This window comes from Sphingomonas swuensis, from assembly GCF_039538045.1.
In the GTDB taxonomy this organism is placed as follows: domain Bacteria; phylum Pseudomonadota; class Alphaproteobacteria; order Sphingomonadales; family Sphingomonadaceae; genus Sphingomicrobium; species Sphingomicrobium swuense.
Window position 1 is genome coordinate 1,938,343 of record NZ_BAABBQ010000001.1, and the last position, 26,729, is coordinate 1,965,071.

The 26,729-nt window shown below is 68.1% G+C and carries 23 protein-coding genes and 1 tRNA gene; 6 read left to right on the forward strand and 18 right to left on the reverse strand.

Annotation, left to right across the window (positions count from 1 at the left end):
* Positions 1-149 precede the first annotated feature (149 nt).
* Both ABD727_RS09540 and ABD727_RS09545 read left to right on the forward strand, forming a co-directional pair.
* Entirely contained in the window at positions 150-1,370 is a 1,221-nt protein-coding gene (locus tag ABD727_RS09540) for an exonuclease SbcCD subunit D C-terminal domain-containing protein (RefSeq protein WP_344707179.1), read from the forward strand.
* On the forward strand, positions 1,371-5,075 hold the full coding sequence (locus ABD727_RS09545) for an AAA family ATPase (RefSeq protein WP_344707181.1): 3,705 nt from the start codon (positions 1,371-1,373) through the stop codon (positions 5,073-5,075).
* 697 nt (positions 5,076-5,772) lie between these two features.
* Here ABD727_RS09545 and ABD727_RS09550 read toward each other — a convergent pair.
* The 5 genes from ABD727_RS09550 to ABD727_RS09570 form a co-directional block, all read right to left on the reverse strand.
* A tRNA-Val gene (locus ABD727_RS09550) sits at positions 5,773-5,847 on the reverse strand.
* A 52-nt stretch (positions 5,848-5,899) separates the two neighbouring features.
* Positions 5,900-6,841: an acetyl-CoA carboxylase carboxyltransferase subunit alpha gene (locus ABD727_RS09555; RefSeq protein ID WP_344707182.1), complete on the reverse strand. Its 942-nt coding sequence runs from the start codon at positions 6,839-6,841 to the stop codon at positions 5,900-5,902.
* A 14-nt stretch (positions 6,842-6,855) separates the two neighbouring features.
* Entirely contained in the window at positions 6,856-7,761 is a 906-nt protein-coding gene (locus tag ABD727_RS09560) for a tyrosine recombinase (protein WP_344707183.1), read from the reverse strand.
* A gap of 16 nt (positions 7,762-7,777) precedes the next feature.
* The gene (locus ABD727_RS09565) at positions 7,778-9,583 is read right to left on the reverse strand and encodes a hypothetical protein (protein WP_344707184.1); all 1,806 of its coding nucleotides are present in this window, start codon (positions 9,581-9,583) and stop codon (positions 7,778-7,780) included.
* On the reverse strand, positions 9,567-9,722 hold the full coding sequence (locus tag ABD727_RS09570; RefSeq protein ID WP_344707185.1) for a hypothetical protein: 156 nt from the start codon (positions 9,720-9,722) through the stop codon (positions 9,567-9,569). Before ABD727_RS09570 ends, ABD727_RS09565 begins: the two co-directional genes overlap by 17 nt.
* 49 nt (positions 9,723-9,771) lie before the next feature.
* Between ABD727_RS09570 and ABD727_RS09575 the strand changes: the two genes are divergently transcribed.
* On the forward strand, positions 9,772-10,332 hold the full coding sequence (locus ABD727_RS09575; RefSeq protein ID WP_344707186.1) for a shikimate kinase: 561 nt from the start codon (positions 9,772-9,774) through the stop codon (positions 10,330-10,332).
* Positions 10,329-11,399 (forward strand): 3-dehydroquinate synthase, encoded by a 1,071-nt coding sequence (aroB, locus tag ABD727_RS09580; RefSeq protein WP_344707187.1) that lies wholly within the window; start codon positions 10,329-10,331, stop codon positions 11,397-11,399. Before ABD727_RS09575 ends, aroB begins: the two co-directional genes overlap by 4 nt.
* On the opposite strand, the gene ABD727_RS09585 is transcribed toward aroB, so the two are convergent.
* Genes ABD727_RS09585 through radA form a run of 5 tightly spaced genes read right to left on the reverse strand, consistent with a single transcriptional unit; the run spans position 11,396 to position 16,766 of the window.
* The gene (locus ABD727_RS09585; RefSeq protein WP_344707188.1) at positions 11,396-13,135 is read right to left on the reverse strand and encodes a cation:proton antiporter domain-containing protein; all 1,740 of its coding nucleotides are present in this window, start codon (positions 13,133-13,135) and stop codon (positions 11,396-11,398) included. The genes aroB and ABD727_RS09585 overlap by 4 nt on opposite strands.
* A complete protein-coding gene (locus tag ABD727_RS09590; RefSeq protein WP_344707189.1) occupies positions 13,132-13,545 on the reverse strand; it encodes an iron-sulfur cluster assembly scaffold protein in 414 nt (137 codons plus the stop codon). The genes ABD727_RS09585 and ABD727_RS09590 overlap by 4 nt, the downstream gene beginning before the upstream one ends.
* Entirely contained in the window at positions 13,542-14,849 is a 1,308-nt protein-coding gene (gene cysS / locus ABD727_RS09595; protein ID WP_344707190.1) for a cysteine--tRNA ligase, read from the reverse strand. Before cysS ends, ABD727_RS09590 begins: the two co-directional genes overlap by 4 nt.
* Entirely contained in the window at positions 14,846-15,355 is a 510-nt protein-coding gene (locus tag ABD727_RS09600; protein WP_344707191.1) for a CvpA family protein, read from the reverse strand. The genes cysS and ABD727_RS09600 overlap by 4 nt, the downstream gene beginning before the upstream one ends.
* 49 nt (positions 15,356-15,404) lie before the next feature.
* Positions 15,405-16,766 (reverse strand): DNA repair protein RadA, encoded by a 1,362-nt coding sequence (gene radA / locus ABD727_RS09605; protein ID WP_344707192.1) that lies wholly within the window; start codon positions 16,764-16,766, stop codon positions 15,405-15,407.
* 89 nt (positions 16,767-16,855) lie between these two features.
* Between radA and ABD727_RS09610 the strand changes: the two genes are divergently transcribed.
* A complete protein-coding gene (locus ABD727_RS09610; protein WP_344707193.1) occupies positions 16,856-17,737 on the forward strand; it encodes an alpha/beta fold hydrolase in 882 nt (293 codons plus the stop codon).
* Between the two features lie 120 nt (positions 17,738-17,857).
* Here the strand turns inward: ABD727_RS09610 and ABD727_RS09615 are convergent, their stop codons facing one another.
* Both ABD727_RS09615 and ABD727_RS09620 read right to left on the reverse strand, forming a co-directional pair.
* Positions 17,858-19,072 (reverse strand): pyridoxal-dependent decarboxylase, exosortase A system-associated, encoded by a 1,215-nt coding sequence (locus ABD727_RS09615; RefSeq protein WP_344707194.1) that lies wholly within the window; start codon positions 19,070-19,072, stop codon positions 17,858-17,860.
* Positions 19,069-20,532 carry an AMP-binding protein gene (locus ABD727_RS09620; RefSeq protein WP_344707195.1) on the reverse strand — a complete coding sequence of 488 codons (1,464 nt, stop codon included), beginning with the start codon at positions 20,530-20,532 and terminating at the stop codon, positions 19,069-19,071. Before ABD727_RS09620 ends, ABD727_RS09615 begins: the two co-directional genes overlap by 4 nt.
* Positions 20,533-20,594: 62 nt before the next feature.
* Here ABD727_RS09620 and ABD727_RS09625 point away from each other — a divergent pair, with 62 nt between their 5' ends.
* Positions 20,595-20,873 carry an acyl carrier protein gene (locus tag ABD727_RS09625; RefSeq protein ID WP_344707196.1) on the forward strand — a complete coding sequence of 93 codons (279 nt, stop codon included), beginning with the start codon at positions 20,595-20,597 and terminating at the stop codon, positions 20,871-20,873.
* Positions 20,874-20,946: 73 nt separating this feature from the next.
* Here the strand turns inward: ABD727_RS09625 and trxB are convergent, their stop codons facing one another.
* The 6 genes from trxB to pyrG form a co-directional block, all read right to left on the reverse strand.
* Positions 20,947-21,891 carry a thioredoxin-disulfide reductase gene (trxB, locus tag ABD727_RS09630; RefSeq protein WP_425566809.1) on the reverse strand — a complete coding sequence of 315 codons (945 nt, stop codon included), beginning with the start codon at positions 21,889-21,891 and terminating at the stop codon, positions 20,947-20,949.
* Positions 21,892-21,925: 34 nt separating this feature from the next.
* On the reverse strand, positions 21,926-22,156 hold the full coding sequence (locus tag ABD727_RS09635) for a hypothetical protein (RefSeq protein WP_344707198.1): 231 nt from the start codon (positions 22,154-22,156) through the stop codon (positions 21,926-21,928).
* A 96-nt stretch (positions 22,157-22,252) separates the two neighbouring features.
* Positions 22,253-23,749: a hypothetical protein gene (locus tag ABD727_RS09640; RefSeq protein WP_344707199.1), complete on the reverse strand. Its 1,497-nt coding sequence runs from the start codon at positions 23,747-23,749 to the stop codon at positions 22,253-22,255.
* A gap of 93 nt (positions 23,750-23,842) precedes the next feature.
* Positions 23,843-24,160 carry a hypothetical protein gene (locus ABD727_RS09645; protein WP_344707201.1) on the reverse strand — a complete coding sequence of 106 codons (318 nt, stop codon included), beginning with the start codon at positions 24,158-24,160 and terminating at the stop codon, positions 23,843-23,845.
* A 31-nt stretch (positions 24,161-24,191) separates the two neighbouring features.
* Positions 24,192-24,896 carry a MauE/DoxX family redox-associated membrane protein gene (locus ABD727_RS09650; protein ID WP_344708060.1) on the reverse strand — a complete coding sequence of 235 codons (705 nt, stop codon included), beginning with the start codon at positions 24,894-24,896 and terminating at the stop codon, positions 24,192-24,194.
* Positions 24,897-24,972: 76 nt separating this feature from the next.
* Complete coding sequence (pyrG, locus tag ABD727_RS09655) at positions 24,973-26,601, reverse strand: CTP synthase (protein ID WP_344707202.1); 1,629 nt, start codon at positions 26,599-26,601, stop codon at positions 24,973-24,975.
* Positions 26,602-26,729 lie beyond the last annotated feature (128 nt).

Genomic DNA, 26,729 nt, shown 5'->3' on the forward strand with positions numbered 1-26,729 from the left:
GTGCGCGTCTCCGAACCACTGCCGACTGTGAGATGGGCAACCTGAACACGTGTGAGGGCGTCTGCTGTTCGCTCCTGACAATCTCGAGATGCCAACGAACACCTACCTCTCCGCTTGTAAGGCCGATAGTCGTGCGCGACAGTCGGTGAATGTCCGACCTTGTCATGATTCATACTTCAGACTGGCACCTTGGCCATGAGCTTGCCGGCCATTCCCGTGAAACTGAGCACGATGCCTTTCTTGCCTGGCTGCTCTCAGAGATCGAGGTGCAGGATGCCGACGTGCTCCTCGTCACAGGCGACATCTATGATGTCGCCAACCCGCCTATTTCGGCGATGCGCCGGCTGTTTCGATTCCTCCATGAGGTAACCACGCAGCGTTCAACGCTGCAGGTCGTCATCATCGGGGGCAATCATGATAGTGCCGCTCGCATCGACTTGCCCGCGGCATTGCTCGGTGTGGGCGGCGTGCGATTTGTGGGTGCCCTCCCGAAGCGCGACGGCACGGCGGATTGTGAGGCTGTGCTCTTACCGCTGAAGAATAAAGACGGAGAGCTGTCAGCGTGGCTGGCGGCGGTTCCATTCTGCCGGCCTGGGGACCTCGGGGCGCATACGCTGCCGACGCTCTATGCTGAAGTTGCGGCCAAGGGCGCAGCGATCGCAAATGGCCTGCCCTTGGTCATCTCAGGGCACCTGCACGTTGCAGAAGGCCAAGTGTCGGAGCTCTCGGAGCGCCGCATTGTGCTTGGCGGCGAGGAAGCGCAGTCAGCTAGTCTCTTCGATCAGCGAGCGGCCTATGTTGCTCTGGGCCATCTTCATCGTCCGCAGCAGATCGCCGGCGACGTGCCGATCCGCTACGCTGGATCTCCTTTTCCGCTATCCTCCACCGAGCGTGACTACCGCCACTCGATCACGGTGGTGACACTAAGCCGAGAACAGTGCGCCATCGCGGAAGTGGCAATTCCACGGCCCGTCGCCTTCTTGGCTGTGCCGTCGGATGGTCCCAAGCCTCTGAATGAAGTGCTTGATTGTATCGAAGGGCTAGAGCTCGACGAGGCGCTACCTCGTGAGGCACATCCGTTCCTCGAGGTAGCTGTCTCGGTGTCGGGGCCGGAACCGCAACTGCAGTCACAGGTGCTCGCCGCTCTCGAGGGAAAGCCCGTTCGGTTGACCCGCATTCAGCGGGTTTTGACCGGTACGGCAGAAACAACGAGCATTCCGCTGGCCGGCGAGAACCTGGATGAGTTGAAGCCAGAAGCAGTGTTCGAGGCCTTGTTCCGCAAGCGCTACCAGGATGCGCCACCGCCTGAGCTAGCCCGCGCCTTTGAAACCTTGCTGATCGAAGTACAGACTGCAGAAGGCGCCGCCTAAGTGCGTATCCTAGCGATCCGCGGCCGCAATCTGGCGAGCTTGGCCGGCGATTTCGCCATCGACTTCGAGGCTGAGCCGCTGACCAGTTCGGGCATCTTTGCCATCACCGGCCCGACCGGCGCGGGCAAGTCTACGATCCTCGACGCCCTGTCGTTGGCCTTGTTCAACAAGGTCCCGCGCCTGGCAGCCGCGCCGAACCGGTCGCAGATACCAGATGGCAGCGGCCAAGCCCTGAGCGCCGATGATCCCCGCGCGATCCTGCGACATGGAGCAGGGGAGGGCTTTGCTGAGGTCGACTTTTCGATGCCGAGCGGTGCCAGGTATAGGGCTCGCTGGTCGGTCAAGCGCGCCCGCGAACGAGCAGACGGTCGGCTGCAGGGGATCGATCACGAATTCCAGCGCCTAGATACCGGCGAGCGCTTAGGCGGAACGAGAACGGAGACGCTGGCTGAAATCTGCCGCGTAATCGGCCTTAGCGCAGAGCAGTTCGGGCGCGCAGTCTTGCTGGCACAAGGCGACTTTGAAGCCTTCATTCGTGCCGCGCCAGACGAGCGAGCTCTGCTCCTGGAGCGGCTCACCGGTTCCTCCATCTACGCTCGGCTGGGACAAAGGGCGTGCGAAAAGGCTGCGGCACTGCAAGCACAGCTCGATGGTCTCAAGGCCCGGATGGGTGAGCATCAGGTGCTTGGCGATGAGCAGCGTGCTGAAATCGAGTTGGCCGCGGCAGAGGCGCGGGCTGCGGAGGCAGCGGCGACAGAGAAGGTGCGTGCCCTTGAGCACGTCCAACGCTGGGAGGAGCGCGCCGACGAGCTGAAGAACGGCGTTGCTGCCGCTGAACAGCAAGCATCGCAAGCGCTAGCGGAGGTCACCAGCGCGGCGCCGCGGCGCGATGCGCTTGCTCGTGATCGTGCTGCCTTTTCGCACGTGGCTGCTTGGTCGACCTTACGAGATGTATCGAGCGCGCTGGATCGCGCCCTACGGCGCATAGAAGAAGAGCGATGCAAAGCGGCCGAGGCTGTCCAACAAGAAACTCAAGCCAGTGGCGACGAAGAGGCGGCGCAAAGCAAGCTGAGTGCGGTTGCCGCTCAAGCAGCTCAGCTCCAGCCGGAGCTGCAGCAAGCCCGCAATCTTGATGCCAAGATTGTGAATACCGCTGGCCGGCTGGCGAGCTTGGAGGCCGACCTAGCTACTCGGCTTTCGAGCCTTGGAGGGGCCGAGCAGGCCGACACCGAAGCGCGAGCCTCTTTGACGGCGGCGGAAAGCAAGCTCGCAGAGAATGTCGCTTGGCTCGAGGGTAACGCCGCAATCCAGCCACTCGCACAGCGGGAAGAGGAGTTGGCCGAGCACCTCACCATGTGGACTGAAGCGCGCGAAAGCCTCACGGCGCTGACGAGCCAGCAAGAAGAGCACCTGATCCGGCTTACCGCGCTGACTACGACCCGCGAGACTACGCTTCGAGAGCTCGACGCGCACAACGCCGAGCAGGCTGCCGCGCTGGTCGCCTGCCAAGAGGCAGTGAAATCGCTGCCACCCGAAGGCCAATTAGGCGACCTCACTGAGCGGAGCGAGGCGCTGGGGCAATTGGCTCTCCTTGCGAACAACGTTGCCAACGCGGCGGACGTCCTGAGTAGCGTGCGCCGCGATCTTGAGACTGCAACTGAGCGCCGAGCATTGCTCGGGCGGCAGCTTAGCGATGCCACGGCTCGTAAGGAGCAAAAGGAACGCCAGATCCGGCCTGCACGCGTCGCTTACGATGACGCCAGACGCGAATTGGAGCTTCTCACAACAGCGGCAAGTGACGCGGCTGAAGCGCTCAGGGCCAGCTTGGTTGAAGGCGAACCTTGCCCTGTCTGTGGATCAGAGACCCATCAGCTGACGATCTTCGAAGGTCGCCTTGGTGACCATCTGCGGGCTCGAAGAGAAGCTGCTGCTGCCCTGCAGCAGGAAGTGGAAAGCCTCCAGCAAGCTGTTGCTGCGGACGCGGCTGACATCCGTTCGATCACTGAGGCGCTTGCCAGCCTTGAACCAGAAGTCGCCGATCGGGAGAGCAGACGAAGCTCCGCAGACGAACGCTACGAGATCGAGAAGGCGCGGCTGGACAGGGCCGCCGACCTCCTCGGTTTAGCTGTCGGGCAGGACCTCGGCGCAGAAATCGCCACACAAAAGGCAACGATCCTCACGCAGATCGAAGACTCTCGAAGGGCACAGGGTAGGGTCGAAGCGGCGCGGCAACATGAAAGTGCGGTTCGGCAGAGCGTTGAGCGCGCTCAGGCCGCCTTCCATTCGGCGGACGAAGCTCATGCCGCAGAGGTCCTACAAGGCGAGGCTTTGACCCGCAGTATCTCGGCGCAGCAAGACACTGTCGAGCGGCATGCACTTGTTCTCGATCGCAGCCTTGGTCGCCTGGTGGACTGGAAGGCAATCCAGGATCCTCTTTCCTGGCTCCGCAAGCAAGCGGCCGATTGGCGAACCCAAGAGCAGGCTCGTGCTTCTGCTGAGAAGGCCCTTCCTGCACTGAGGGCCACTTGTGAGCGCACCGGTGCAGCGCGTTCTGCTGCTCAGGCGCTCAAGGAGGAAGCCGACGCTGTTACGTCAGGCACACGCAATGAGCACGACGGACTTGTTCGGGAACGCTCAGGCTGCCTCGCCGGTGCTACCGTCGCCGACACTGAGGCGCGACTTGCCGCGGCAAGCGAAGTGGCTGTTCAAGCAGCCCAAGAAGCACGGGGCAAGCGTGAGGAAGCGCAGCAAGCGCGCGTGGCAGCAGAGGTGCGCTGCACTGAAGCGAACAGCCAGCGCGCTGAGTTGGATAGGCAGCATACGCAACTGCAAGAACAGCTCGCGGCCGCGTTGCAGGCTGCGACGTTGAGCGTTGAGGAAGTCGCACATGTCGCCGCACGCGGTGAGGCTGCCCTGGATGCTGAGCGGACGGCCTTGGACCTCCTTGATCGAACATTCGCGGAACGGCGCGCCGTGGTTGAGCAGTGTCAGTCCAGCTTGAACACTCACCTTGCGGCAGAAGCCTTCGGCCGGCTCACCGAGGGGCTGGCTGACGCGGTCGCAGAAGCGATCGCTTCACGGGATGCCGCAGCCGAGCAGCGGCACGCGGCGGATATGAGGGTGCGCTTGGATGACCATGCGCGATTGCAGAACGCCGATCTTAGAGCTGAGTATGATCGGCAAGCGGCAGCGGCCGACATCTGGCTCAAGCTCTCGGATTTGATTGGGGACCGAGAGGGACGCACGTTCCGCCGTTTCGCGCAAGGTTTGACGCTCGATCTTCTCCTCCAGCACGCCAATGAGCGCCTTTCGGAGTTGAAGCCGCGATACTCGCTTGAGCGGGGTTTCGGCGGAGACATGCTGATCCAAGTCGTCGACAACGACATGGCTGGAGAGGTGCGTGGCCTTCACAACCTCTCTGGCGGTGAGCGCTTCCTGATCAGCCTCGCTCTAGCGCTCGGCCTTGCAGAAATGTCGACGTCGAGCGGCGTGCGGATCGAGAGCTTGTTCATCGACGAGGGCTTCGGAGCCCTTGATCCAGCGAGCCTCGGTCAAGCCATTGCCCTGCTTGAGCAGCTGCAGGCCAGTGGCCGGCGTGTTGGAGTCATCAGCCACGTGGAAGAGCTTAAGGAGCGCATTCCCGTGAAGATTGAAGTGACACCCACAAGTAGAGGAACTAGCCGCATTGAGGTGAGCGTAAGCTAGGAACTCATTGGCGCAAGCGAGGTGCTCAGGTACGCGCGGGAGCGGTCAGCCAGTCACATCCGCTGGAGGTCAGGGAGTTTGGAAGGTGGGCGGCCCAAGCAGCTGTCTCACTCGGGCCTTCATCGCGCCCCGGTCTGTTCCTTGTTCCGCGAGCGTCGATCTCATGGCGCGAAGCGACAGCTCATGCCAGCGCTGATCGACCCTGGGCCGAGCTACACAGCGCTTACCCAGTGGACCCTATGTCTCCACAAGATTCCGCTTACTTCGGCAACGCTTGGCAGCCCAGAAGTTTGCTGAGCCCGGCTGCCTTGCCCGCTGTCCGGCCATACCGTGGAGACCGCGTCCCAGCCTGGTCAGCACGTGATAGGTTCCATCGCGCAAACTAAGCGAGAGCTTGCCGACCGCGATGCATCCCGATGAACCAATGTCCGCTCACGGGCAGTCACGATTGAAGCCTGAGTGTCTGAGAGTGGGTCTTTCCTGCCGAGACGCAAAAGGGCGAGCAACTCGAAGTCGTCGAAGGAGGCTGGCCGGGGCCTGGTCGCCTGGACCACTGGCTTGTTTAAGCTGTCGCGTCCTCACGATGTTCTCGCCCAACAAGGGCGTTCACCCGGATTTCACCCGGACATCTTCTCACCCGGACCATCTGGGCGAAGAAAAAGCCCCAGAAAACCGTTTGGTTTTCCGAGGCTTATAATGGTGGGCGTGGCAAGGATTGAACTTGCGACCCCTGCGATGTCAACACAGTGCTCTACCACTGAGCTACACGCCCACGCTGGAACGGGCCTCTAGCGGGGGTATGTCCCCCACGCAAGGCGCATTCGTCACCCGATCGCCAGGAACTTCTCCCGGCGTGCCGCGCGCAGTTCGTCGGGCGACAATTTGCCCAGTCCGTCGAGCTCCTCGACGATCGCCGCCTTGAGGTTGGCGATGGCTGCGGCGGGGTCGCGGTGGGCGCCGCCGAGCGGCTCTGGCACGATCCGGTCGGCGACCTTGAGGCCGAGGAGGTCCGCGGCGGTGATCTTCATCGCCTCGGCCGCGTCCGCCGCCTTGTCGGCCGTCCGCCACAGGATCGACGCGCAGCCTTCGGGGCTGATCACCGAATAGACCGCATGCTCGAACATCAGCACCCGGTTGGCGGCGGCGATCGCCACCGCCCCGCCCGAGCCGCCCTCGCCGACGATGGCGGCGATCGAGGGAACCTTGAGCGCCAGCCCGCGCTCGGTCGAGCGGGCGATCGCCTCCGCCTGCCCACGCTCCTCCGCCTGGACCCCCGGGAACGCACCCGGCGTGTCGACCAGGCTGACCACCGGAAGCCCGAAGCGGTCTGCGAGGTCCATCAGCCGGATCGCCTTGCGATAGCCCTCGGGCTTGGCCATCCCGAAATTGTGCCGCAGCCGGCTGGCGGTGTCGGCACCCTTCTCATGGCCGATCAGCATCACCTTGCGCCCGTCGATCCGGGCAAGGCCGCCAAGAATCGCCTGGTCGTCGGCGAAGGCGCGGTCCCCGGCGAGCGGGGTGAAATCCTCGGTCAGACCGGCGACATAGTCGCGGAAGTGCGGACGCTCGGGATGCCGGGCGACCTGCGCCTTCTGCCATGGGGTGAGCCGCGAATAGGTCTCGCGCAGCAGCTTGTCGGACTTGGCCTCCAGCCGCTCGATCTCGCTGTCGAGGTCGAGGTCGCCGCCACGGGCCGTATCCTTCAGCTCGCCGACGCGGGCCTCGAGCTCGGCGATCGGCTTTTCAAAATCGAGAAAGGTCAACATATCGGCTGAGGCGGCTAGGACGGACCGCCCGGCTTGGCAAGCGCGCCCCGTGCCAGCGGATGGGCGCGGTTGACCAGCTCGACCAGCCTCGCGCTGTCGACATGGGTGTAGATCTGGGTGGTGGCGATGTCGGCATGACCGAGCAGCGCCTGGAGCACGCGCAGGTCCGCGCCGTTGCCGAGGAGGTGCGTCGCGAAGGCGTGGCGAAGGACATGCGGGCTGACCCGCTCGGGCGCGATCCCGGCATCCGTCGCCATCGCCCGGATCAGCTGGAACAGCCGCACCCGGCTAATGTGCGCCTTGCCACCCGGGAAAAGCCAGGCCGCCCCCTTCGGCAGGGTCTCGCGCCAGGCGGCGACCGCCGTCCGGGCCCGGTCCGAGATCGGCACCAGCCGCTCCTTGCCGCCCTTGCCCGAGAGGATCAGGAAGGGCTCGGGCCGGGCCATGGCACGAGCCGGCAGGCTGACCAGCTCGGTCGCCCGAAGTCCCGATCCGTAAAGCATCTCGAGGAGCGCGAGGTTGCGCAGCGCAAGCGGCTGGCCGCTCGCCGCACGGTCTTCGGCCGCCTCGAACATGGCGTCGACCTCGGCCCGTTCGAGAAGGCGCGGCAGGGGGCGGACGGTATGCGGCCGCGGCAGCGCCGAGGATGGATCGTCGGTGCGAAAACCCTCGTCGACGAGGAAGGCGAAGAAGCGTCGAAGCGCCGCCGAGCGCCGAGCGAGCGTCGCCGGGCTGAGTTCGGCCCAGGCGCCCGCCAGTTTCGCGAGCTCGGCAGTCCCGGCGCTGTTGACCTCGCCAAGCACCTCGGCGGCGGCGGCGAGATCGCTGCGATAGGCGAGCAAGGTGTTGCGCGCCGCTCCGCTCTCCGCCGCGAGCATGTCGGCGAAACGGTCGACCAGCGCGCGGTCGCTGTCCCTCACGCCGGCCGCGGCAAGGTCAGGTGCGCGCCAGCATCTCGGCCGCCACCATTCGCGCCTGATAGTCGAGGCCCGACTGGCGCATGGCGGTCAGCGCGCGGAACAGGTGCGCCGAGGGGATCCGATCCGGAGCCCCGGCCTGCATCCCGATCGCCGCCAGAAGCACCGCGCTGCCCGACTGGCGCTGCTCGGCCGCCTGCACCGCGATCCGGGTCCAGCCGTTGGTCCGCCCGAGGCCCAGCCGATACTGGGCGTTGAGCTGCGTCGCCAGCGCGCCGTCGATCCGCCCGACCCCGGCAAGGCCGGCGACCAGCAGCCGGCTGCGGAACTTGTCGGCGCTCTCGTCGCGGTCGATGAAGTCCTCGATCCGGCTTTCGCTGAGGTCGACCGGAGCGCGTGTCCCGAGCGCCAGCATCGCCCATGAGCGGTCTGCCGCGCCATCGTCGTCGAGCGCTGCGACCGCCCCCGCCCAGCGTCCCGCGGCCCGGTCGTAACCGCCCGCGAGCATCGAGGCGATGAGCTTGGGGACGTCGCTGCCGAGCGCGGCATCGGGACGGATGCGGCTTGCGGCGAGCGACACCAGGGCCTCGCCCGCCAGTCGCTGCACCGGGTCGCGGTCATTGCCCCACAGGCGCCGCATCGCCCCGACGCGCTGCCGGTTGTCATCGCCGGTGAAGGCCAGCCGAAGCTGCCAGGCGTCGGTCCCGGCGAGCTCGGACGGGTCGGTCGAATCATAGATGCCGGCATAGAGGTCGGCGAGCGCGGCCGAGGAGAATACCCCGAGCCCGGTCGCGACCCGCGCCGATGCCAGCCTCTGCTCGGCGCTGAGCAGCGGCGCACGCGCCTGCCACGCCTGCACCCGCGCGGGTGCCGAGGTCATCAGCCGCTCGGGCGGCACCATGCCGGTCGCGGTCGCAAGACCGAAGCGCCAGGCGGTCAGCCCCTGCACGTCGTCCCATTCGACCGTGACTGCGCGGCCGGTATCGGCGCCCGCCCCGACCACCTTGTCGGCCAGCACCAGGTCGATCCCGCCGATCCGGCCACGGCGGCGCGCCTGTTCGATCCCGCTTGCCGCCGTGCTCGCCTCGCCGTTCAAGGCGGCGCACATCGAGTCGGTCAATGCGATCACCCGCGCCTCGATCGTCCGCATCCGCTCGCGCAGCGGGCAGAGCGCCGCCGGGTCGGCGGTGGCGAGCGCGCTCTGCACCGCCACCTGGGTCATCTTGTCGGTATAATCGGCGACGTCGACTCCGGCGACCAGCATCGCCGCGGCGTCGGCCTCGCCCATCCGGAGCAGCAGCCAGGCGCGCTCGGCGACCCAGTCCACCGGATTCACCGCGGCCGGCGCCGGACTCCGGCTCAGCAGCGCGTTGCGAAGGGTAATGTGGAGCCAGCGGCTCGGCATCGGCGTGTCGAGCCGCCGCATCAGCCCTGACAGGAAGGTGCCGTTGGCCGCGCCCCAGGGCTGCGCTCCGAAGCCCCACTGCTCGGGATCGATCGCGCCCACCAGGCGCGGGTCGCGGCGCGAAGCGTCGGGAATCTCGACCGGCGGTGGCGGCGCGGGAAGCTCGGCGATCTCGTCGGCGCCGAGCGAATCGCTTTCGACGACTCCGCTCCCCTCCGACGGACCGGAGGAGCGCCGCGATGCCGCCTCGCGCGCACTGCTGTCGGCGGGCAGGCTGGCCTCGCCGGCGGGGCGCTCGGGCGGCGGCGCGGTCTCGTTGAAGCCCGGCGGAAGCAGGCTTTCCTGCGCCAGCGCCGGAAGCGCGATCAGCGCCGCCAGGCTCGCGCCCAGCCACAGCCGGCGGTCAGGCCGGGCGGGCAACGTCCACCTCGATCGGGCGGGTCGGGACTTCCTTCGCCGAATCCGCCAGCCACCATGCCGCTCCGACAAGGAGCAGCAGGATCACCAGCCAGATGATGAGGCCTCGCGCCGGGTGCGGCGGCTTGCGTCGTATCGCCATGAGGCGGGCTTTTGCCGACTTGGGCCTGCGCTGTATAGCCCCGCCAAGCATGTCCAGGCGCGCCCCCCCCTTCCATGGCAAGCTCGACCGGCCGGTGGTGCTGGTCGGGCTGATGGGCGCTGGCAAGTCGACGGTCGGGCGGCGGCTCGCACGCCGGCTCGGCCTGCCCTTCGTCGACAGCGATTCGGAGATTGAGGACGCGGCTGGCCTGTCCGCCGGCGAGGTCTTCCGCCGCTTCGGCGAGCGCGACTTCCGCGATGGCGAGCGGCGGGTGGTCGCGCGCCTTGCGGGGGGCCCGGTGCGGGTGATCGCCACCGGTGGCGGGGCCTTCGTCAACGAGGAGACCCGAAGCCTCCTCAACCAGCGCTGCATCACCGTCTGGCTCGATGCCCCGGTCGGCCTCCTGACCGAGCGCACCGCGCGCCGTCCCGAGACCAGGCCGATGCTCAATGACGGCGACCGCTCGGCCACGCTCAGCCGGCTCGACGAGGAGCGGCGCCCCGCCTACGCGGAAGCGCATATCCGCGTGCCGAGCGAGGGCGGCAGCCACTCTCAGGTGGTGGAAAAGATCATCGCCGCGATCGGTCGGCATCTCGAGGAGCAAGCGTGAAGAGCCTGACCGTGCAAGCCGGCGACGACCGCTATGACGTGCTCGTCGCCAGTCTCGAGGACTGCCGGAGCCGCCTTCGCGACCATGCCCGGGGCCGTCCCCTCACGCTGGTCACCGACGAGCATGTGTGGAGCCTGCATGGGGAGCGGGTCTCCGCCGTCATCCCGTGCGAGCCATTGTTCGTCCCCCGCGGCGAGGATGCCAAGGATTTCGCCCACCTCCAGTTGCTTCTGACCGCCTTCGCCGAGCGCAACCTCGACCGCTCGACCGCGGTCGCGGCACTTGGCGGTGGCGCTGTCGGCGACCTGACCGGGCTCGCCGCCGGCCTGTTCAAGCGCGGCCTCAGGGTCGTCCACCTGCCCTCGACGCTGCTCGCCCAGGCCGACAGCGCGGTGGGTGGCAAGACCGCGATCGACTTCCTCGGCCAGAAGAACCTCGTCGGCATGTTCCACCAGCCCGCGCTGGTCATCGCCGACGTCAGCCTTCTCGAGACTCTCGACGACCGCCAGCTCCGCGCCGGCTATGCCGAGATCGTCAAATATGGCGGGATCGGCCACGAGACCCTGTTCGAGTGGCTCGAGGATCACGGCGCCGCGCTCCTCGCCGGCAATCGCGAATATCGCGAGGAAGCCGTCTGGCAGAGCGTCGCCGCCAAGGCGCGAATGGTCGAGGCCGACGTCACCGACCGCAGCGGGGTTCGCGCGCTGCTCAACTTCGGCCATACCTTCGCCCATGCGATCGAGAGCGCCGCAGGACTCGGCCAGGTCCTTCATGGCGAAGCCGTGTCGGTCGGCATGGTGCTCGCCATGACGCTCTCCGCCGAACTCGAGTTCTGCTCGCACCAGGATTCGGCGAGGCTCCGCCGGCACCTGGCCGACAGCGGGCTTCCGACAACGCTGGCCGAGACCGGTGTCGACCGCTCGCAACTCCTCCCGCTGATGCGCACCGACAAGAAGAACGAAGGCGCGGCGCTCCGCCTCGTCCTCTCGCGCGGCATCGGCGACGCCTTCCTCAGCGACGGGGTCGAGGAGGCGACGCTCGGCGACTTCCTCGCCCGCGCCGACTAGTCGTCGAGCGGTGTGGTGGCGAAGCTCCGCTCGAAGCCGGTCTTGAGGTCGCCGCTCTCCATCTGGAGTTGCAGCCGCTCGTCGTCGCGCTCGCGATATTCGCGTTCGACCCGAAGTGCCTCGCGCTCGCCGACGCCCAGACGCTGAAGCGCTGCGCGGCCCATCGTCACCGCCGAATCGAGCACCTCGCGTTGCAGCAGCGCGACGTCGAGCCCGGCCAGCGCAAGCGCATGCCGCCGGTCGAACACCCGGACCATGACCGTCGCCTGCGGGAATGCCTCGAGGATCGGCGCGAGCTGCTCGGCGGTGAGCGCGTCCCCGTCCTGGCAGAAGAGGATCGCCTCCGCGTCGGCCGCCCCCGCGGTGCGCAACAGGTCGATCCGGGTCCCGTCGCCATAATAGACCTTGGTCCCGAACTCCCCGGCCAGGTCGATCTGGTCGGGCTTGCTGTCGATCAGCGTCACCGGGATCCGCTTGGCCATCAGCATCTGCGCCACGGTCTGGCCGAAGCGCCCGTATCCGACCACGATCGCATTGGTCTCCGGGGAGAATTCCGGCCCTTCGCGGTCGACATGCGCTTCGGGCCGGCGCCGCTGGAGCCAGCCGATCAGCCGCATCAGGAACGGCGTCGCGACCATCGAGGTCGTGACCACCGCGCCGAGCAGGCTTGCCTGCTCGGTGCTGATGATCCGCCCCGACGCGCCCGCCGCGAACAGCACGAAGCCGAACTCGCCCGCCTGGCTCAGCAGCAGCGCAAGGCTGATCCCCCGCCCCGGCCGCACCCCGAAGGCGCGGGTGATCGGATAAAGAGTCGCCGCCTTGAGCAGGATCACCGCCGCCGCAAGCCCGAGCACCGTCAGCGGCTGCGCCGCCACCACCCTCAGGTCGAGCAGCATTCCCACCGACAGGAAGAACAGCCCGAGCAGCACCGAGCGGAACGGCTCGACATCGCTTTCCAGCTCGTGGCGATAGGGGCTCTCGGCCAGCATCACGCCCGCGACGAAGGCGCCGAGCGCGACCGACAGGTGCATCGAATGCATCACCGCCGCCGCGCCGAGCACGGTGAACAGGCTCGCCACCACGAACAGCTCGCGCTCGCCCAGCCGCCCGATCAGCCGGAACAGCGGCACGATCAGGAACCTGCCCGCAAGCACCAGCCCGATCACCGCGGCGATCGTCAGCCCTGCCATCTCGAGCCCACCGGGCGCCTCGGGATCGGGGCGCACGCTCAGCACCCCGAACAGGGTGATCAGCGGAATGAGCGCGAGGTCCTGCAGCAGCAGGATCGAGAAGGCCTTCTCGCCATAGGGGCTGTTGAGCTCGCCGGTCGAGCGAAGCATCGGCAGCACCTGGGCGGTCGAGGACAGGCCGAGCGACAGCCCGATGGCGAGCGCCACCGCGGGTTGCAGGCCGAGCGCCCACCAGACCAGCACCGACAGCGCCAGTCCCGCCGCCAGCAACTGCGCCAGCCCCAATCCCAGGATTTCCTTGCGCAGCCGCCACAGCCGGCTCGGCTGGAGCTCGAGCCCGACCAGGAACAGCAGCAATGCGATCCCGATCTCGCTGACCTGGTTGATCGCCGCCGCGTCCCCGACGAGGCCGAGCACATAGGGCCCTATCAGGATCCCGCCGACGATATAGCCGAGCGTCGCCCCGAGCCCGAGCTTGCGGAACAGCCCGACGAACAGCAGCGCCGCGCCCAGCATCACCGCGGCCGAGGTCAGCCAGTCGGTCATTCGCTGCCCTTCCAGGCCGCGATCAGCGCGTCGAACGGAAGCAGCACCGCCCCGTGCCGGCCGCTCCGCCCCTGCACGGGTGCGAGCGCCGCGAACGGCTCAGGCAGATCGCCTCGGCCTTCCAGCCATGCCTTGAGCGCCGCGCGCATCACGATCACCTCGGCCTTGAGCCTGCCCGGCGCCCAGCCCTGCACCAGCGCCGCGCTCGCCTGTCCGTAGGCGCAGGCGGTGACCTTCTGGCCCAGCGCCGCCACCCGTCCCTCCTCGATCCGGACCGAGCAGCGAAGCGTCGAGCCGCATGTGATCGATCGCGCCTCGCCGATGCCGTCCGCCCCTTCCACCTCGCTTGTCACCGGAAGCGACGCCGCCAGCCGCAGGATGTCGAGGGTGTAGGGCGGCTCGCGAGTCACGCCCGCCGCCAGCTCGTGCCCTGCGGCCCGTCCTCGAGCAAAATGCCCTCGGCCTTGAGCTCGTCGCGGATCCGGTCGGCGGTCGCGAAGTCGCGCGCCTTCTTGGCCGCATCGCGCGCCGCCACCCTGGCGTCGATCCCGCTGTCGCCGGCTCCGCGGAACCAGCCGTCCTCGCTCTCGCCGAGCAGGCCCAGGATTGCCGCACTTGCCCGCAGGGTCGCGGGATCGTCGATCTGCCCGAGCCGGCTCACCGCTAGCGGCGTGTTGAGGTCGTCGCCAAGCGCTTCCAGCACCGCCGGATCGATCGTGCCCGCCGCCGCCGTCCCGACCTTGCGGTAGAGGCCGTCGAGCGTCGCCTTGCTCTGCGCAAGCAGGCTCTCGGTCCACGGCAGCGGCGAACGATAATGCGCGCTGAGCAGCGCCAGTCGAAGCACCTCGCCCTTGTGGCCCGCCTCGAGAAGCTCGCCCGGGGTCACCACATTGCCGAGGCTCTTGCTCATCTTCTCGGCGCCGAAATCGACGAAGCCGTTGTGCAGCCAATAATTCGCCAGCCTCGCCCCACCATGCGCGCAGCGCGACTGCGCCGCCTCATTCTCGTGGTGCGGGAAGACGAGGTCGATTCCCCCGGCGTGGATGTCGATCGTCTCGCCGAGATGCGCGCGGATCATCGCCGAGCATTCGATGTGCCAGCCCGGACGCCCCCGCCCCCATGGCGAGTCCCACCCGATCTGCTCGGCGGTCGACGGCTTCCACAGCACGAAGTCGCCGGGCGCACGCTTGTAGGGCGCGACCTCGACCCGGGCACCCGCCAGCATCGCCTCGCGGTCGCGGCGCGACAGCGTTCCGTAATCGGGATCGCTCGCGACATCGAACAGCACATGGCCTTCCGCCGCATAGGCATGGCCCTTGGCGATCAGTCCCTCGATCATCGCCACCATCGGCCCGATCTCTTGCGTCGCATGGGGCGCGATGTCGGGATCGCGCACGCCGAGCGCGCGGGTATCCTCGAGGTAATGCTGCTCGAAGCGGTCGGTGATGACCCCCGTCTCGACGCCCTCCTCCGCCGCCGCGGCCATGATCTTGTCGTCGACGTCGGTGATGTTGCGCGCGAAGACGAGGCTGTCCGGCCCGTAGCTATGCCGGATCAGCCGGGCGAGCGTGTCGAACACCACCGCCGGGCGCATGTTGCCGATGTGCGCGCGGCCGTAGACCGTCGGTCCGCACAGATACATGGTGATCCGCTCGGGGTCCTGAGGCGTGAACTCGCGCTTCTCGCGCGCAGCCGTGTCGTAGAGCCTGATCATCGTTGAACCCGCTTCAATTTCACTTCTTCCCAGCTGGCGACGATCGCCCGGCCGCTGGCGTCGAGCAGAGGATAGGTCCGGCTGTCGCGCATCCACTCGGGCCGTGCCGAGCCCTCGCCATAGACGAGGTTGGTGGCAAGGTTGGCGAGAAGGAAGAAGAGGGTCGCCCCGACCAGCCCCTTGAGCATCCCGAACCCGCCGCCCAGCAGCCGGTCGAGCGGCCCGAGCCGCGACGTCCGCGCCTGCTTGCCCAGCCGATAGGCGAGAAAGCGCATCGCGAGATAGGCCGGGAGGAACAGAAGCACGAAGGCCAGCGCCGCGGCTCCCGCCTCGCCCTTGGCCACGCCGCCAAGCTCGGCGGACACGCTGCCATGGAACAGCACCAGCGCGGCGACGCCGGCCAGCCAGGCCGCGAGCACCAGCGCTTCCTGCACGAATCCGCGCACGAACCCGACCAGCGCGCCGCCGCCGAGCAGGAGAAGGACGAAGATATCGAGCGCGGTCATGCTGCGGTGCGGGATACGGGGGAGCGGCCGGAATGCCAAGAACCGGCCGCTATCTCCCGACCACCCGTTCGACCAGCTGGCGGAGCTGTCCGAAGCGCGCGACCCGGATCCCGCTCGCCTCGACCCCGCCCGGCACCCAGGCGTCCTCGAAGCCCAATTTGGCCGCCTCCTTCAGCCGAAGCGGGGTGTGGGCCACCGCGCGGATCTCGCCCGACAGCGCGACTTCGCCGAGCACCACCGCTTCGGCGGGCACCGGCCGCTCGGTGAAGCTCGACACCAGCGCAGCGGCCACCGCCAGGTCTGCCGCCGGGTCGCTCAATTTGTAGCCGCCCGCGACGTTGAGATAGACTTCGGCGCTGGCGAAGCTCATCCCGCAGCGCGCCTCGAGCACGGCCAGCAGCATCGCCAGCCGACCGCTGTCCCAGCCGACCGCCGAGCGCCGCGGGGTCGCACCGCTCGCCAGCCGCACGGTCAGCGCCTGGATCTCGACCAGTACCGGCCGCGTCCCCTCGAGCGCGGGGAAGATCGCGGTCCCGCTGACCGGATCGTCGCGCCGGGTCAGGAACAATGCGCTCGGGTTGGGCACCTCGGCCAGCCCCGCGCCCTCCATCGCGAACACGCCGATCTCGTCGGTCCCGCCGAAGCGGTTCTTGACCGCCCGGAGGATGCGATACTGGTGGCTCCGCTCGCCCTCGAAGCCGAGGACCGCGTCGACCATATGCTCGAGCACCCGCGGACCGGCGATGCTTCCGTCCTTGGTGACGTGCCCGACGAGGATCAGCGCGGTACCGCGATCCTTGGCGAAGCGGATCAGCTCCTGGGCACTGGCACGCACCTGGCTGACCGTTCCCGGCGCGCCCTCGATGAGGTCGCTGTGCATCGTCTGGACGCTGTCGATCACCAGCAGCGCCGGCGCCGGGCCCTCGCTCAGCGTGGTCAGGATATCGCGGACGCTGGTGACGCTCGCCAGCTGGACCGGCGCTCCGGCGAGGCCGAGACGAAGCGCGCGCAGCCGGACCTGGTCGACCGCTTCCTCGCCCGACACGTAGACCGAGCCGCCGCCGCTCCGCGCGACCGCCGCCGCCACCTGCAGCAGCAGTGTCGACTTGCCGATGCCCGGATCACCGGCGAGCAGCATCGCCGAGCCCGGCACCAGCCCGCCTCCAACCGCCCGGTCGAATTCGGCGACCCCGGTGACCACCCGGTCGGGAAGCTTCACCTGCGCGTCCAGTCCGACGAGGTCGACCGCCCGCCCGCCGGTCTGCAGATCGTGCTTGGCCGAGAAGACCGTCGGAGCGCCGCTTTCCTGCACCAGCGTGTTCCACTCGGCGCAGTCGGGGCACTGCCCCTGCCAGCGGGGCTGGACCGACCCGCAGGCCTGGCAGACGTAACGCGCTTTGAGCTTGGCCATCCTGTTCAGGCCTAAAGATCGGCGCTCCGCCTCGCAACGACTTCAAGCTGGTATCGTTAAAGCAACCGAAACAACGGAAGGACGAAAACATGCCCTACGCCAAGGCAAAAGACGGCACGATGCTCTACTACAAGGACTGGGGTCAGGGCGATCCCGTGGTCCTGATGCACGGGTGGCCGCTGACCGGAGACACCTTCGATGACCTCGCCGTCAAGCTGGTCGAGAACGGCAAGCGCTGCATCATTCCCGATCGCCGCGGCTTCGGGCGTTCGGACCAGCCGTGGAACGGCTACGACTATGACACTTTCGCCGACGACGTCGCGGCGATCCTCGAGGACGCCAAGATCAACCAGCCGGTCGCGCTGGTCGGCTTCTCGATGGGCGGCGGCGAAGTCGCGCGCTTCACCTCCAAGCAGGGCCGCGGCAAGGTCAGCGCGGCGGTGTTCGCCAGCTCGGTCGTGCCCAAGGTCGTGCAGAGCGACGACTGGCCCGACGGCGTCCCGCAGTCGAAGCTCGACCAGATCACGGCGCAGATGAAGGAAGATCGCGCCGGCTTCATGCAGACCTTCCTGAAGCAGTTCTACGGCTGGGGCGTGCTTGCCCGTCCGGTCAGCGAAGCGGTCCTCGACGCCGGCTTCCAGCAGGCGATGATGGCCGGCGCGCGTCCGACCTACGCCGCAGCCGAGGCCTGGGCGACGACCGACTTCCGCCCCGACCTGCCCGCCTTCGACGGCATTCCGACGCTGATCCTGCACGGGACCAGCGACGAGAACGTCCCGATCCAGGGGACCGGCCGCAAGCTTGCCGAGGCGCTGCCGCATGCCACGCTGATCGAGTATGACGGCAGCCCGCACGGCATCTTCGAGACCGACAAGGAGCGCTTCTGCCGCGATGTCGTGGGCTTCCTCACCCAGGAAAGCCGCGGCACCACCGCCGACACCAGCGCCAGCGCGATCCCGCTGAACAGCTAGGTCGGACTGCAGGACCTCCCCGTCACGCAGTGATGGGGAGGTGGCAGCGCGCAGCGCTGACGGAGGGGCCAGTTCCAAAGCTGGCCCCGCCACCACTGCCTTCGGCAGCAATCCCCGAAATCAGACCACCACTTCGCGCGCAGCCTTCTGGCTCAGGAATGCCTGGGGGCTCGCGGTGAGGCCGTAGGCGCCCGCGCAGAAGATCGCGATCAGGTCGCCCACCTCGGCCCGCGGAAGCATCACCTCGTCGGCAAGGATGTCGAGCGGGGTACACAGGCAGCCGACCACGCTCACCTCTTCCTCCGGCTCGGAGCCGAACCGGCCCGCTACCGCCACCGGATAGTTTCGCCGGAGGAGCTGTCCGAAGTTGCCGCTCGCCGCGAGCATGTGGTGAAGCCCGCCGTCGACCACCAGGAAGGTCTTGCCGCGGCTGACCTTCCGATCGACCACCCGGGTCAGATAGATCCCGCACTCCCCCACCAGCCAGCGCCCGAGCTCGATCACAAAGCGCGTGTCGCGAAGGATCGCGGGCCGCTGATCCAGCGTCTCCCTGAGCGCCGCGCCGACCGCCACGATATCGAGGGAATCGTCGCCCGCGAAATAGGGAATGCCGAACCCGCCGCCGAGATTGACCTCGGGCGGCGTCACTCCGACCGCCTCGGCAATCTCGGCCGCCAGCGCCACCGTCGCGCGCTGGCTCTCGATGATCGCCGCGGCGCTCAGCGACTGCGATCCCGCATAGACGTGGAGCCCGCGCCACTCGGCGCCCGCCTCGAGGATCCGCCGGACCAGCGCGGGCACGCGGTCGTGATCGACCCCGAACGGGCTCGCGAGGCCCCCCATCTTCATGCCCGACCCCTTGAGCCCGAACGGCGGATTGACCCGCACCGCGAAGCGGTTCGAGCCGCCGTGGACGAAGCGCTCGAACTCGCCCTCGCTCTCGAGGTTGACCGTCACCCCCATCGCCTGCTCGCCGTCCGGGGCGAAGTCGGGCTTGCCCGGCCCGGCGAAGCTCAGCGGGAAGTCGCGCCCCGCGACCTCCTGGGCAAGCGTCATCTCCTTCCAGGAGGCGAGGTCGAAGCCATCGACCAGCGGCGCCAGCGTCTGAAGCAAATCGGGGAAGGGATTGGCCTTCACCGCATAGTGGAGCTTGACCGCGTCGGGCATCGCCGCGCGGAAACGCCTGACCCGTTCGGTGATGACCGCTTTGTCGTAGGCGAACAGCGGCGTTCCACCCTGCTCTGCGACGAGGTCCGGAGCACGCCAGTCCCCGACCATGAGGCAATTGTCGGCAGAGGCCTGGAAGTCCGCCGGCACCGGACCCATCGCCTTCATCGCGTCAGCTCCGCCTGCAGCGCCGCCCGGTCGATCTTGCCGTTGGGCGAGAGCGGCAGATTCTCGACCCAGCGGATCTCGCTCGGGCGAAGGTGCGCGGGCAGCTCGGCCGCGAGCCAGCCCTTCAGCCGCTCCTCGGCCCCGCCACCCCTCGCAACCGCCACCAGCACGATCCGCTGCCCGAGCCGTTCGTCCTTCACCCCAAGCGCGACACATTCCTCGACCGCGCCGCTCGCCAGCGCCGCTTCCTCGACTTCGCTCGGGCTCACCCGGTGCCCCGACACCTTGATCATCGCGTCGTCGCGTCCGCGGATTCGGAGCAGTCCGTCCGCGCCGACCACGGCCCGGTCTCCCGACCACACTTCGCCGTCGCGGAAGCGCTGCGCCGTTCGCTCGGGATCCTTCCAATAGCCCTGCGCCACCAGCGGCCCGGCATGCACCAGCTCGCCTTCCTCGCCCGGTGCCGCCTCGCTTCCGTTCGCCCGCCGAACCGACAGCTCGGCGAATGGGATCGCTGTCCCCACCGAGTCGGGTTTCGCATCCGCCAGAGCGGGATCGAGGCTCGCCGAGCGGAACGCCTCTGTCAGCCCGTACATGAGGTGCAGCCGCGCCTGCGGAAACAGCGTCCGCAGCCGCCGCACCAAAGGCTCGGGCATGTGCCCGCCAGAGTTGGTCAGCGTGCGCAGGCTCGCGCCGCCCGTTCCCCACTCCTGCTCGGCCAGCTGCACCCACAAGGGCGGCACTCCGGCGAGCACGGTCGCTTGCGTCCGCCCGACCGCCTTCATCACGTCGCGCGGCAGGAGATAGTCGAAGGCGATGGCCTCGCCGCCCGCATACCAGGTCGAGAGGAGCTGGTTCTGCCCATAATCGAACGCCAGCGGCAGCACGGCGAGGGTCCGGTCACCCGCGCCGAGCCCGAGATAATGCGCGACGCTCACCGCCCCGAGCCACAGGTTCGAATGACTCAGCATCACCCCCTTGGGCCGCCCGGTCGAGCCTGAAGTATAGAGCAGCGCGGCAAGCGTGCCCGGCGCATGGTCCGACGGCGGCAAGGCCTCGCCGCCCTCCTTCCACTCCTCGAGCGCGATCGCCTGTTCCGGCCGTACCTCGAGCGTCTCCAGCCGGGCCCGGTTGGCCACCAGCAGCCGCGCGGCGCTGTCCTCGAGGATATGCTCGGCCTGCGCCCGGCGCAGCACCGGGTTGATCGGCACATGGACGAGCCCGGCGCGGGCACAGGCGAGCGGCGCGATGCAGGCGAAGGCGGTCTTGCCCATCCAGCTCGCGACCCGGTCGCCTTGCTCGAGCCCTAATGCGCGCAGGTCCGACGCCATCGCTCCGACCGCCTGCTCGAGCTCGGCATAGGTCCAGCGCCGCTCGCCCACCCGCAGCGCAGCCGCCTCCGAGCCCCCGCGCAGCGTCAGGCGGTCGAGCGGCAGCGGGGTCGGATCGGGCCCGGTCATGGTCCGCCCGAATGCCGCCTAACTTGCGCCTTGGCCAGCCCTCCCCTAGAGGCCGCGCCACCATGGCGGCCAAGCCTCAGATCCTGTCGGACAGCGACGTTGACCAGACCCTGCGCGCATTGCTCGCCGAGGTGCTCGGCCTTGCGCCGGAGCGGGTCGCCGGCTTTTCCGCCGAGACCGAGCTGTTCGGCGCACTTCCCGAGTTCGATTCGATGGCGGTCGCCAACCTCCTCACGGGAATCGAGGAACGCTTCGACGTGCTGGTCGAAGACAGCGACGTCGAAGCCGAGGACTTCGCCACCTACGGCGCGCTGATCGCCTTCGTCGGGCGCCTACTCTAGCGCTCCTGCGAAGGCAGGAGCCCAGTAACTTCGCAGACCAAGGTCACTGGGCCCTGCCTGCGCAGGAGCCGATTCACTCCGCCGCCTGCAGCTCCGCGAACTCTTCCGCCGCGAGGAAGCGCTCGGCGTCGAGCGCGGCCATGCAGCCCGTTCCGGCCGCGGTCACCGCCTGGCGATAGACCTTGTCCATCACGTCGCCGCAGGCGAACACGCCGGGGATATTGGTCCGGGTCGAACCGGTCTCGACCGCGAGATAGCCGTCGCTGTCGAGCTCGAGCTGCCCGGCGAACAGCTCGGTCGCGGGCTTGTGGCCGATCGCGACGAACGCGCCATCGACCATCAGGTCGCTGAGTTCACCCGTGAGGCGGTTCTTCAGCCGAAGCCCGGTCAGCGCCTCGGGCTCGCCGCCCGAGAGGAACGCCTCGACTTCGCTGTTCCAGATGACCTTGACCGACTTGTGCGCGAACAAGCGGTCCTGGAGGATCTTCTCCGCCCGCAGGCTGTCGCGGCGGTGGATCAGGGTCACGTCGTCCGAGTGGTTGGTGAGGTAGAGCGCTTCCTCGACCGCGGTGTTGCCACCGCCGATCACCGCCACCTTCTTGCCGCGATAGAAGAAGCCGTCGCAGGTCGCGCAGGCGCTCGCGCCCTTGCCCTTCATCCGCTCCTCGGTCGGCAGGCCCAGCCACTTGGCCTGGGCCCCGGTCGCGATCACCAACGTGTCGGCCAGATAGACGGTCCCGCTGTCGCCATGCAGCCGGAACGGCCGCCCGTTGAGCTCGACCCGGTCGATATGATCCCACACCATGCGGGTGCCGACATGCTCGGCCTGTGCCTGCATCTCCTCCATCAGCCAGGGACCCTGGATGACGTCGCGGAAGCCGGGATAGTTCTCGACGTCGGTCGTGGTGGTAAGCTGGCCGCCGGGCTGGATGCCCTGGATGACGATCGGGCTCAGCCCGGCGCGCGCGGCATAGATGGCCGCGGTCAGCCCCGCCGGGCCGGAGCCGAGCACGATCATCCGGCTGTGCATGGTCTCGCTCATGGTCGCCTACTTAGTGCGCGTGATTGTGGGCGCCAGCGTCGGCCGGAGCCTTCGTCTCGGCTTTCTTCTCGCAGCAGGGCATCGGCTTGTCCTTGCAGCAGTCCATCGGCTTGCCGTCCTTGGGGCAGCAGGGACCCTCGTGCTTCATGCCTTCGTGATGACCGGCATGGTCGGTCTTCGGAGCCGGAGCGGGGGGTGCGGGAGCGGCGGCGATCAGCGCCGCGAGAATAAGCTGAATCATGGTGATCCTCCTAAACCAAGCTGTTCCCCTGCGAAAGCAGGAGCCCAGCGTCTTTGCTGTTTGACGAACTGGACTCCTGCTCTCGCAGGCGATCGACTAGCCGACCTTCAGCCGGACGAAGGCCATTCCGCCGAGCGGCCGCGACTTGCCATATTCCTCGCGCAGGCCCTCCGGCACGAAGTTGACCGCGACCAGCCCGCCGACGCCCAGCTTCACCTGCGGCGCGATGGCGAAGTCGCGGATCGCTCCGGCCGAGATCTTCCCGACCCGGAAGGCCTCGCCATGATGATCCTCGTCCTCGTGGTCGATCGGCAGCAGCTCGCTGTTCTCGGTGATCTCGCCGCGCCCGAACAGCGTCCACAGCCCCTTCTTGAGCGAGCTTTCGGCGACGAAGGCGTCGTAAGCGTGCCCCTCGGCGCTCTTCCGGCCCCACGCCAGCGTCGTCGCCGAGCGCCAGCCGCTGCCGAGGTCGGTCGCGTAGATGCCGCTCGCCGACCAGCGCTTCTGGTCGACCCCCGGCTCGAGCTGCTCGGGGTCCTTGAGGCTCGCCCAGCTGAGCTGGAGCGAGAGCGAGTCGGTCGGGTTCCAGCTGGCCCGGAGCGCGGTCGAGTCGAGCTTGCCCGTCTCGATGTTCCATCGCCGCTGGTCGGGCTCGCGGCCGTTGAACCGAGAGGCCTCGACCTTGAAGCGGTCGAGCACCAGCCCGGCGGTCAGCACGCCGAAGCTGATGTGCTGCGAGTCGAGCCAGTGGTGGCTGATCGGCGCCTCGGGCGAATCCATGATCGATTCGCGGTGCATGAAGGCGCCCGGTCCGAACGCCGGCTCGCCCGGAAGTCCGCCGTAGAGAAAGACGCTGCTCCTGGGTCCGATCGGCTGCGAAATGCTGGCCGACAACTCCATCACGAAGTCGTGCGGGTGCTGACGGTCGATCAGCCGGTCGACCCCGTTCGCGGTCTCCCCGCTCGCCAGAAGCAGCGGATAGCCGCTCCTGCCCATCAGCGGGTCGGGGCTGAAGGCCGCCCGGAACTGCAGCGTCCCCTCGCCCACCGGGCGCCGGGCCATGCCCATGATCATGCCCGCGCCGAACAGCTTGTCGTCGCCGCGGCGGCTGCCCTGCTTGCTGTAGACCCCGAAAAGGTCGGCATGGCCCATCAGGTGCCAGTCACCGACCTGCGTCATCAGTCCGCGATGCTCGGCCGAATCCGGCTGCCACGCGGTGCCCGAGGATTCGCGGCCCGCGGGATAGCTGCCAAGCGCGCCCGTCATCGCGCCATGGTCGCCATGCTCCATCGCGCTCATGTCGTGCCCCGCATGCGGGTCCGCTGCCGGCGTGGCGCTCATGTCGTGCCCGGCGTGCGGATCGGCTGCTGGCGGAGTCGCCATGTCATGCCCGGCGTGCGGGTCGGGCGCAGTGGCGGCGGCCCGATCGGGCTTTGGCGCGGCCTGCTTCGGCGGCGTGGGCTGCGGCGCCGTCGGCTTGGGCGCGGGCATCGGCATGGCGTGGCCCGCGTGCCCCGCATGCTGGGCGGAAGCCGGCGTGGCGGCAAGGAGGGTCAGGAGGCTGCTCGCCCCCAGGAGGAAGGTCTTGGTCATCGGTCACATAATCCTGATCGGCGGACGCCAGGGGTCGGCATCCGCTGCTGTTCGTCGGCCCGACGCGACAGCCGCGTCGGCGCTGGTTCAGGATCAGCCGCGCGGTGGCGGGACTTCGACCTCGCGGCGAACGCCCTGCTGCGCCGGAAGGACGATCGTCATGACGGCGACCTTCGGAACCGGCCTGGGCTCGACCGCGAGGCTCGCGGGCAGTGCCGCGGCAAGCGCGGTGCAGCAGCTCTTCACCCCCGCCGGTGCGGAATGGTCGGGGGCCTGGCGGCCATGATCCATCCCGGCCATCTCGGTGCAATGGTCGTCGGCCGCGCGCGCCTCTGCCGGAAGCCCGAGCGGGGCCAGGGCAAGCGCGACGAAAGCGAAAAGGGCGAGCAGCAGCCGCATCAACGGACCCATGCGCGCGCCGGGCTCTGCCCGCAAGGCCGGGTCACCGCGCCACCATCCACAGCGCCATCGCGACCATCATCAGGTTCTCGGTCAGCGAGACGAAGCCGAGCGGCACGTTCGACGAGCCCCCGACGCAGGCGCACTTGAGCTCGCGCCTGTCGACATAGACCGCCTTGAACACGCTCACCGCGCCGATCCCGCCGATGACCAGCGCGATCGGCACCGACAGCCATTGCGCCGCGCCGCTCAGCATCAGCACGCCGGCGAGACCCTCGAGCCAGGGATAGGCATAGGAATATGGCACCCAGCGCTTCGCGAGCAGGTCGTAGTTGAGGAACATCGACGAGAATTTCTCGATGTCCTGCAGCTTCAAGAGCGCCAGCACGCACATCGACAGGCCGATGAACCACTCGCCCGCCATCACCGTCAACGGCGTCCCGTACATGGCGAAGCTCAGGGCCATCGCCATCGCCGCCGTCATCCCGAACAGCGCGGCGACCGGCCGGTAGCTCGTCGCGCCGGGCTCGGCGACCCGAAGCCCGAGGAAGCGGCGAAGGTCGTCGTGGCCGCCGATCCGAACGCCGTCGATGAACACCTGCGGGGTCGTCTTTACCCCCTCGGCCGCCTTGAACGCGTCGGTCTCTTCCCGCGTGCGCAGGTGCCGGTCCTCGACCTCGTAGCCGCGGCTCCTGAGCAGGTGCAGCGCCTTCAGCCCGAACGGGCAGACGTGGTCGGGCATGACCATCCGGACCAGCGTCGCGCGCGGCTTGATCGAAGCGGGAGCGTTCACCGGGCCCATATAGGTGCCCCGGGCGAAGGTCCTAGACCAGCCGGCTCTGCTTGACCGCCGCCGCGATGAAGCTCGCGAACAACGGGTGCGGCTCGAACGGGCGGCTCTTCAGCTCGGGGTGGAACTGCACCCCGACGAACCACGGATGATCCGGACGCTCGACGATCTCGGGCAGGCGCCCGTCCGGCGACAGTCCGCTGAACACCAGCCCGCCCTGCTCGAGCGCTGGCTTGTAGTGGGCATTGACCTCGTAGCGGTGGCGGTGCCGCTCGCTGATCGTGGTCGTGCCATAGATGGCCGCGACATGGCTGTTGCCGCCGAGGACCGCCTCATAGGCGCCGAGCCGCATCGTCCCGCCGAGGTCGCCGCCGGCGGCCCGCTCCTGCAGGCCCTCCTCGCTCATCCACTCGGTGATCATCCCGACCACCGGCTCCTTGGTGTCGCCGAACTCGGTGCTCGACGCGCCCTCGAAGCCAGCCGCCCGCGCGCCCTCGATGCAGGCCATCTGCATGCCGAGGCAGATTCCGAAGAACGGCACCTTGCGCTCCTTGGCGAAGCGCACGGACGCGATCTTGCCCTCGCTTCCGCGCTCGCCGAACCCGCCCGGGACCAGGATCGCGTGCATCGGCTCGAGCTCGCCGGCGAGGTCCTCGCCCTTCTCGAACAGCTCGGCGTCGAGCCACTTGATGTTGACCTTGACCCGGTTGGCGATCCCGCCGTGGACCAGCGCCTCGCGCAAGGACTTATAGGCATCGGGAAGGCCGACATATTTGCCGACGACCCCGATCGTCACCTCGCCCTCGGGATGATCGACCGAGTCCATCACCTCTTCCCACCGGCTGAGGTCCGGACGCGGGTCGGTCGGCAGCCCGAACGCCTTGAGCACCTCGTCGTCGAGGCCTTCGCGGTGATATTGCAGCGGCACGTCGTAGATCGAGCGCGCGTCGAGCGCCTCGATGACCGCCGACTTGGGCACGTTGCAGAATTGCGCGATCTTGGCCCGCTCGGCCTCGGGGATCGGCATCTCGCAGCGGCACAGCAGCACGTCGGGCTGGACTCCGAGGCTCGAAATCTCCCGAACGCTGTGCTGCGTCGGCTTGGTCTTGAGCTCGCCCGCGACCTTGATCCACGGCACCAGCGTGGTGTGGACGCTGACCGTATTGCCGCGCCCGAGGTCGTTCCTCAGCTGCCGCAGCGCCTCGATGTAGGGCAGGCTCTCGATATCGCCGACCGTTCCGCCGATCTCGCAGATGACGAAGTCGAGGCCCTCGGTGTCGGCAAGCGCGAACTCCTTGATCGCGTTGGTGACGTGCGGGATGACCTGCACCGTCGCGCCGAGATAGTCGCCGCGCCGCTCGCGCGCGATGATGTCGCGGTAGATGCGCCCGGTGGTGACATTGTCCGACTGCCGCGCGGACACGCCGGTGAAGCGCTCGTAATGGCCGAGATCGAGGTCGGTCTCGGCCCCGTCGTCGGTCACATAGACTTCGCCATGCTGATAGGGGCTCATCGTCCCCGGATCGACGTTCAGATAGGGATCGAACTTGCGGATCCGGCACGCGTAACCGCGCGCCTGCAGCAATGCTGCGAGACTAGCCGAGAGGAGACCCTTGCCGAGGCTGGAAACCACGCCGCCGGTGACAAAAACAAACCGCGCCATGGGAGTCGGGCCTTAGGGATGTGAGGGGGGAAAGGGCAAGCAAAAAGGCGTCGTCCCGGCGAAGACCGGCACCTTTCAAAGCGCGCAGCAAGGCTGCCCATCGTCCCCGCCTGGGCAGGGACGATGGA

Excerpts from the sequence above, each read along its gene's own strand:
- ABD727_RS09540 (WP_344707179.1), top strand. The coding sequence starts at position 150 with ATGTCCGACCTTGTCATGATTCATACTTCAGACTGGCACCTTGGCCAT.
- ABD727_RS09555 (WP_344707182.1), bottom strand. The coding sequence starts at position 6,841 with ATGTTGACCTTTCTCGATTTTGAAAAGCCGATCGCCGAGCTCGAGGCC.
- ABD727_RS09570 (WP_344707185.1), bottom strand. The coding sequence starts at position 9,722 with ATGGCGATACGACGCAAGCCGCCGCACCCGGCGCGAGGCCTCATCATC.
- ABD727_RS09575 (WP_344707186.1), top strand. The coding sequence starts at position 9,772 with ATGTCCAGGCGCGCCCCCCCCTTCCATGGCAAGCTCGACCGGCCGGTG.
- ABD727_RS09585 (WP_344707188.1), bottom strand. The coding sequence starts at position 13,135 with ATGACCGACTGGCTGACCTCGGCCGCGGTGATGCTGGGCGCGGCGCTG.
- cysS (WP_344707190.1), bottom strand. The coding sequence starts at position 14,849 with ATGATCAGGCTCTACGACACGGCTGCGCGCGAGAAGCGCGAGTTCACG.
- ABD727_RS09600 (WP_344707191.1), bottom strand. The coding sequence starts at position 15,355 with ATGACCGCGCTCGATATCTTCGTCCTTCTCCTGCTCGGCGGCGGCGCG.
- radA (WP_344707192.1), bottom strand. The coding sequence starts at position 16,766 with ATGGCCAAGCTCAAAGCGCGTTACGTCTGCCAGGCCTGCGGGTCGGTC.
- ABD727_RS09610 (WP_344707193.1), top strand. The coding sequence starts at position 16,856 with ATGCCCTACGCCAAGGCAAAAGACGGCACGATGCTCTACTACAAGGAC.
- ABD727_RS09615 (WP_344707194.1), bottom strand. The coding sequence starts at position 19,072 with ATGAAGGCGATGGGTCCGGTGCCGGCGGACTTCCAGGCCTCTGCCGAC.
- ABD727_RS09620 (WP_344707195.1), bottom strand. The coding sequence starts at position 20,532 with ATGACCGGGCCCGATCCGACCCCGCTGCCGCTCGACCGCCTGACGCTG.
- ABD727_RS09625 (WP_344707196.1), top strand. The coding sequence starts at position 20,595 with ATGGCGGCCAAGCCTCAGATCCTGTCGGACAGCGACGTTGACCAGACC.
- trxB (WP_425566809.1), bottom strand. The coding sequence starts at position 21,891 with ATGATCGTGCTCGGCTCCGGCCCGGCGGGGCTGACCGCGGCCATCTAT.
- ABD727_RS09635 (WP_344707198.1), bottom strand. The coding sequence starts at position 22,156 with ATGATTCAGCTTATTCTCGCGGCGCTGATCGCCGCCGCTCCCGCACCC.
- ABD727_RS09640 (WP_344707199.1), bottom strand. The coding sequence starts at position 23,749 with ATGACCAAGACCTTCCTCCTGGGGGCGAGCAGCCTCCTGACCCTCCTT.
- ABD727_RS09645 (WP_344707201.1), bottom strand. The coding sequence starts at position 24,160 with ATGGGTCCGTTGATGCGGCTGCTGCTCGCCCTTTTCGCTTTCGTCGCG.
- ABD727_RS09650 (WP_344708060.1), bottom strand. The coding sequence starts at position 24,896 with ATGGTCATGCCCGACCACGTCTGCCCGTTCGGGCTGAAGGCGCTGCAC.
- pyrG (WP_344707202.1), bottom strand. The coding sequence starts at position 26,601 with ATGGCGCGGTTTGTTTTTGTCACCGGCGGCGTGGTTTCCAGCCTCGGC.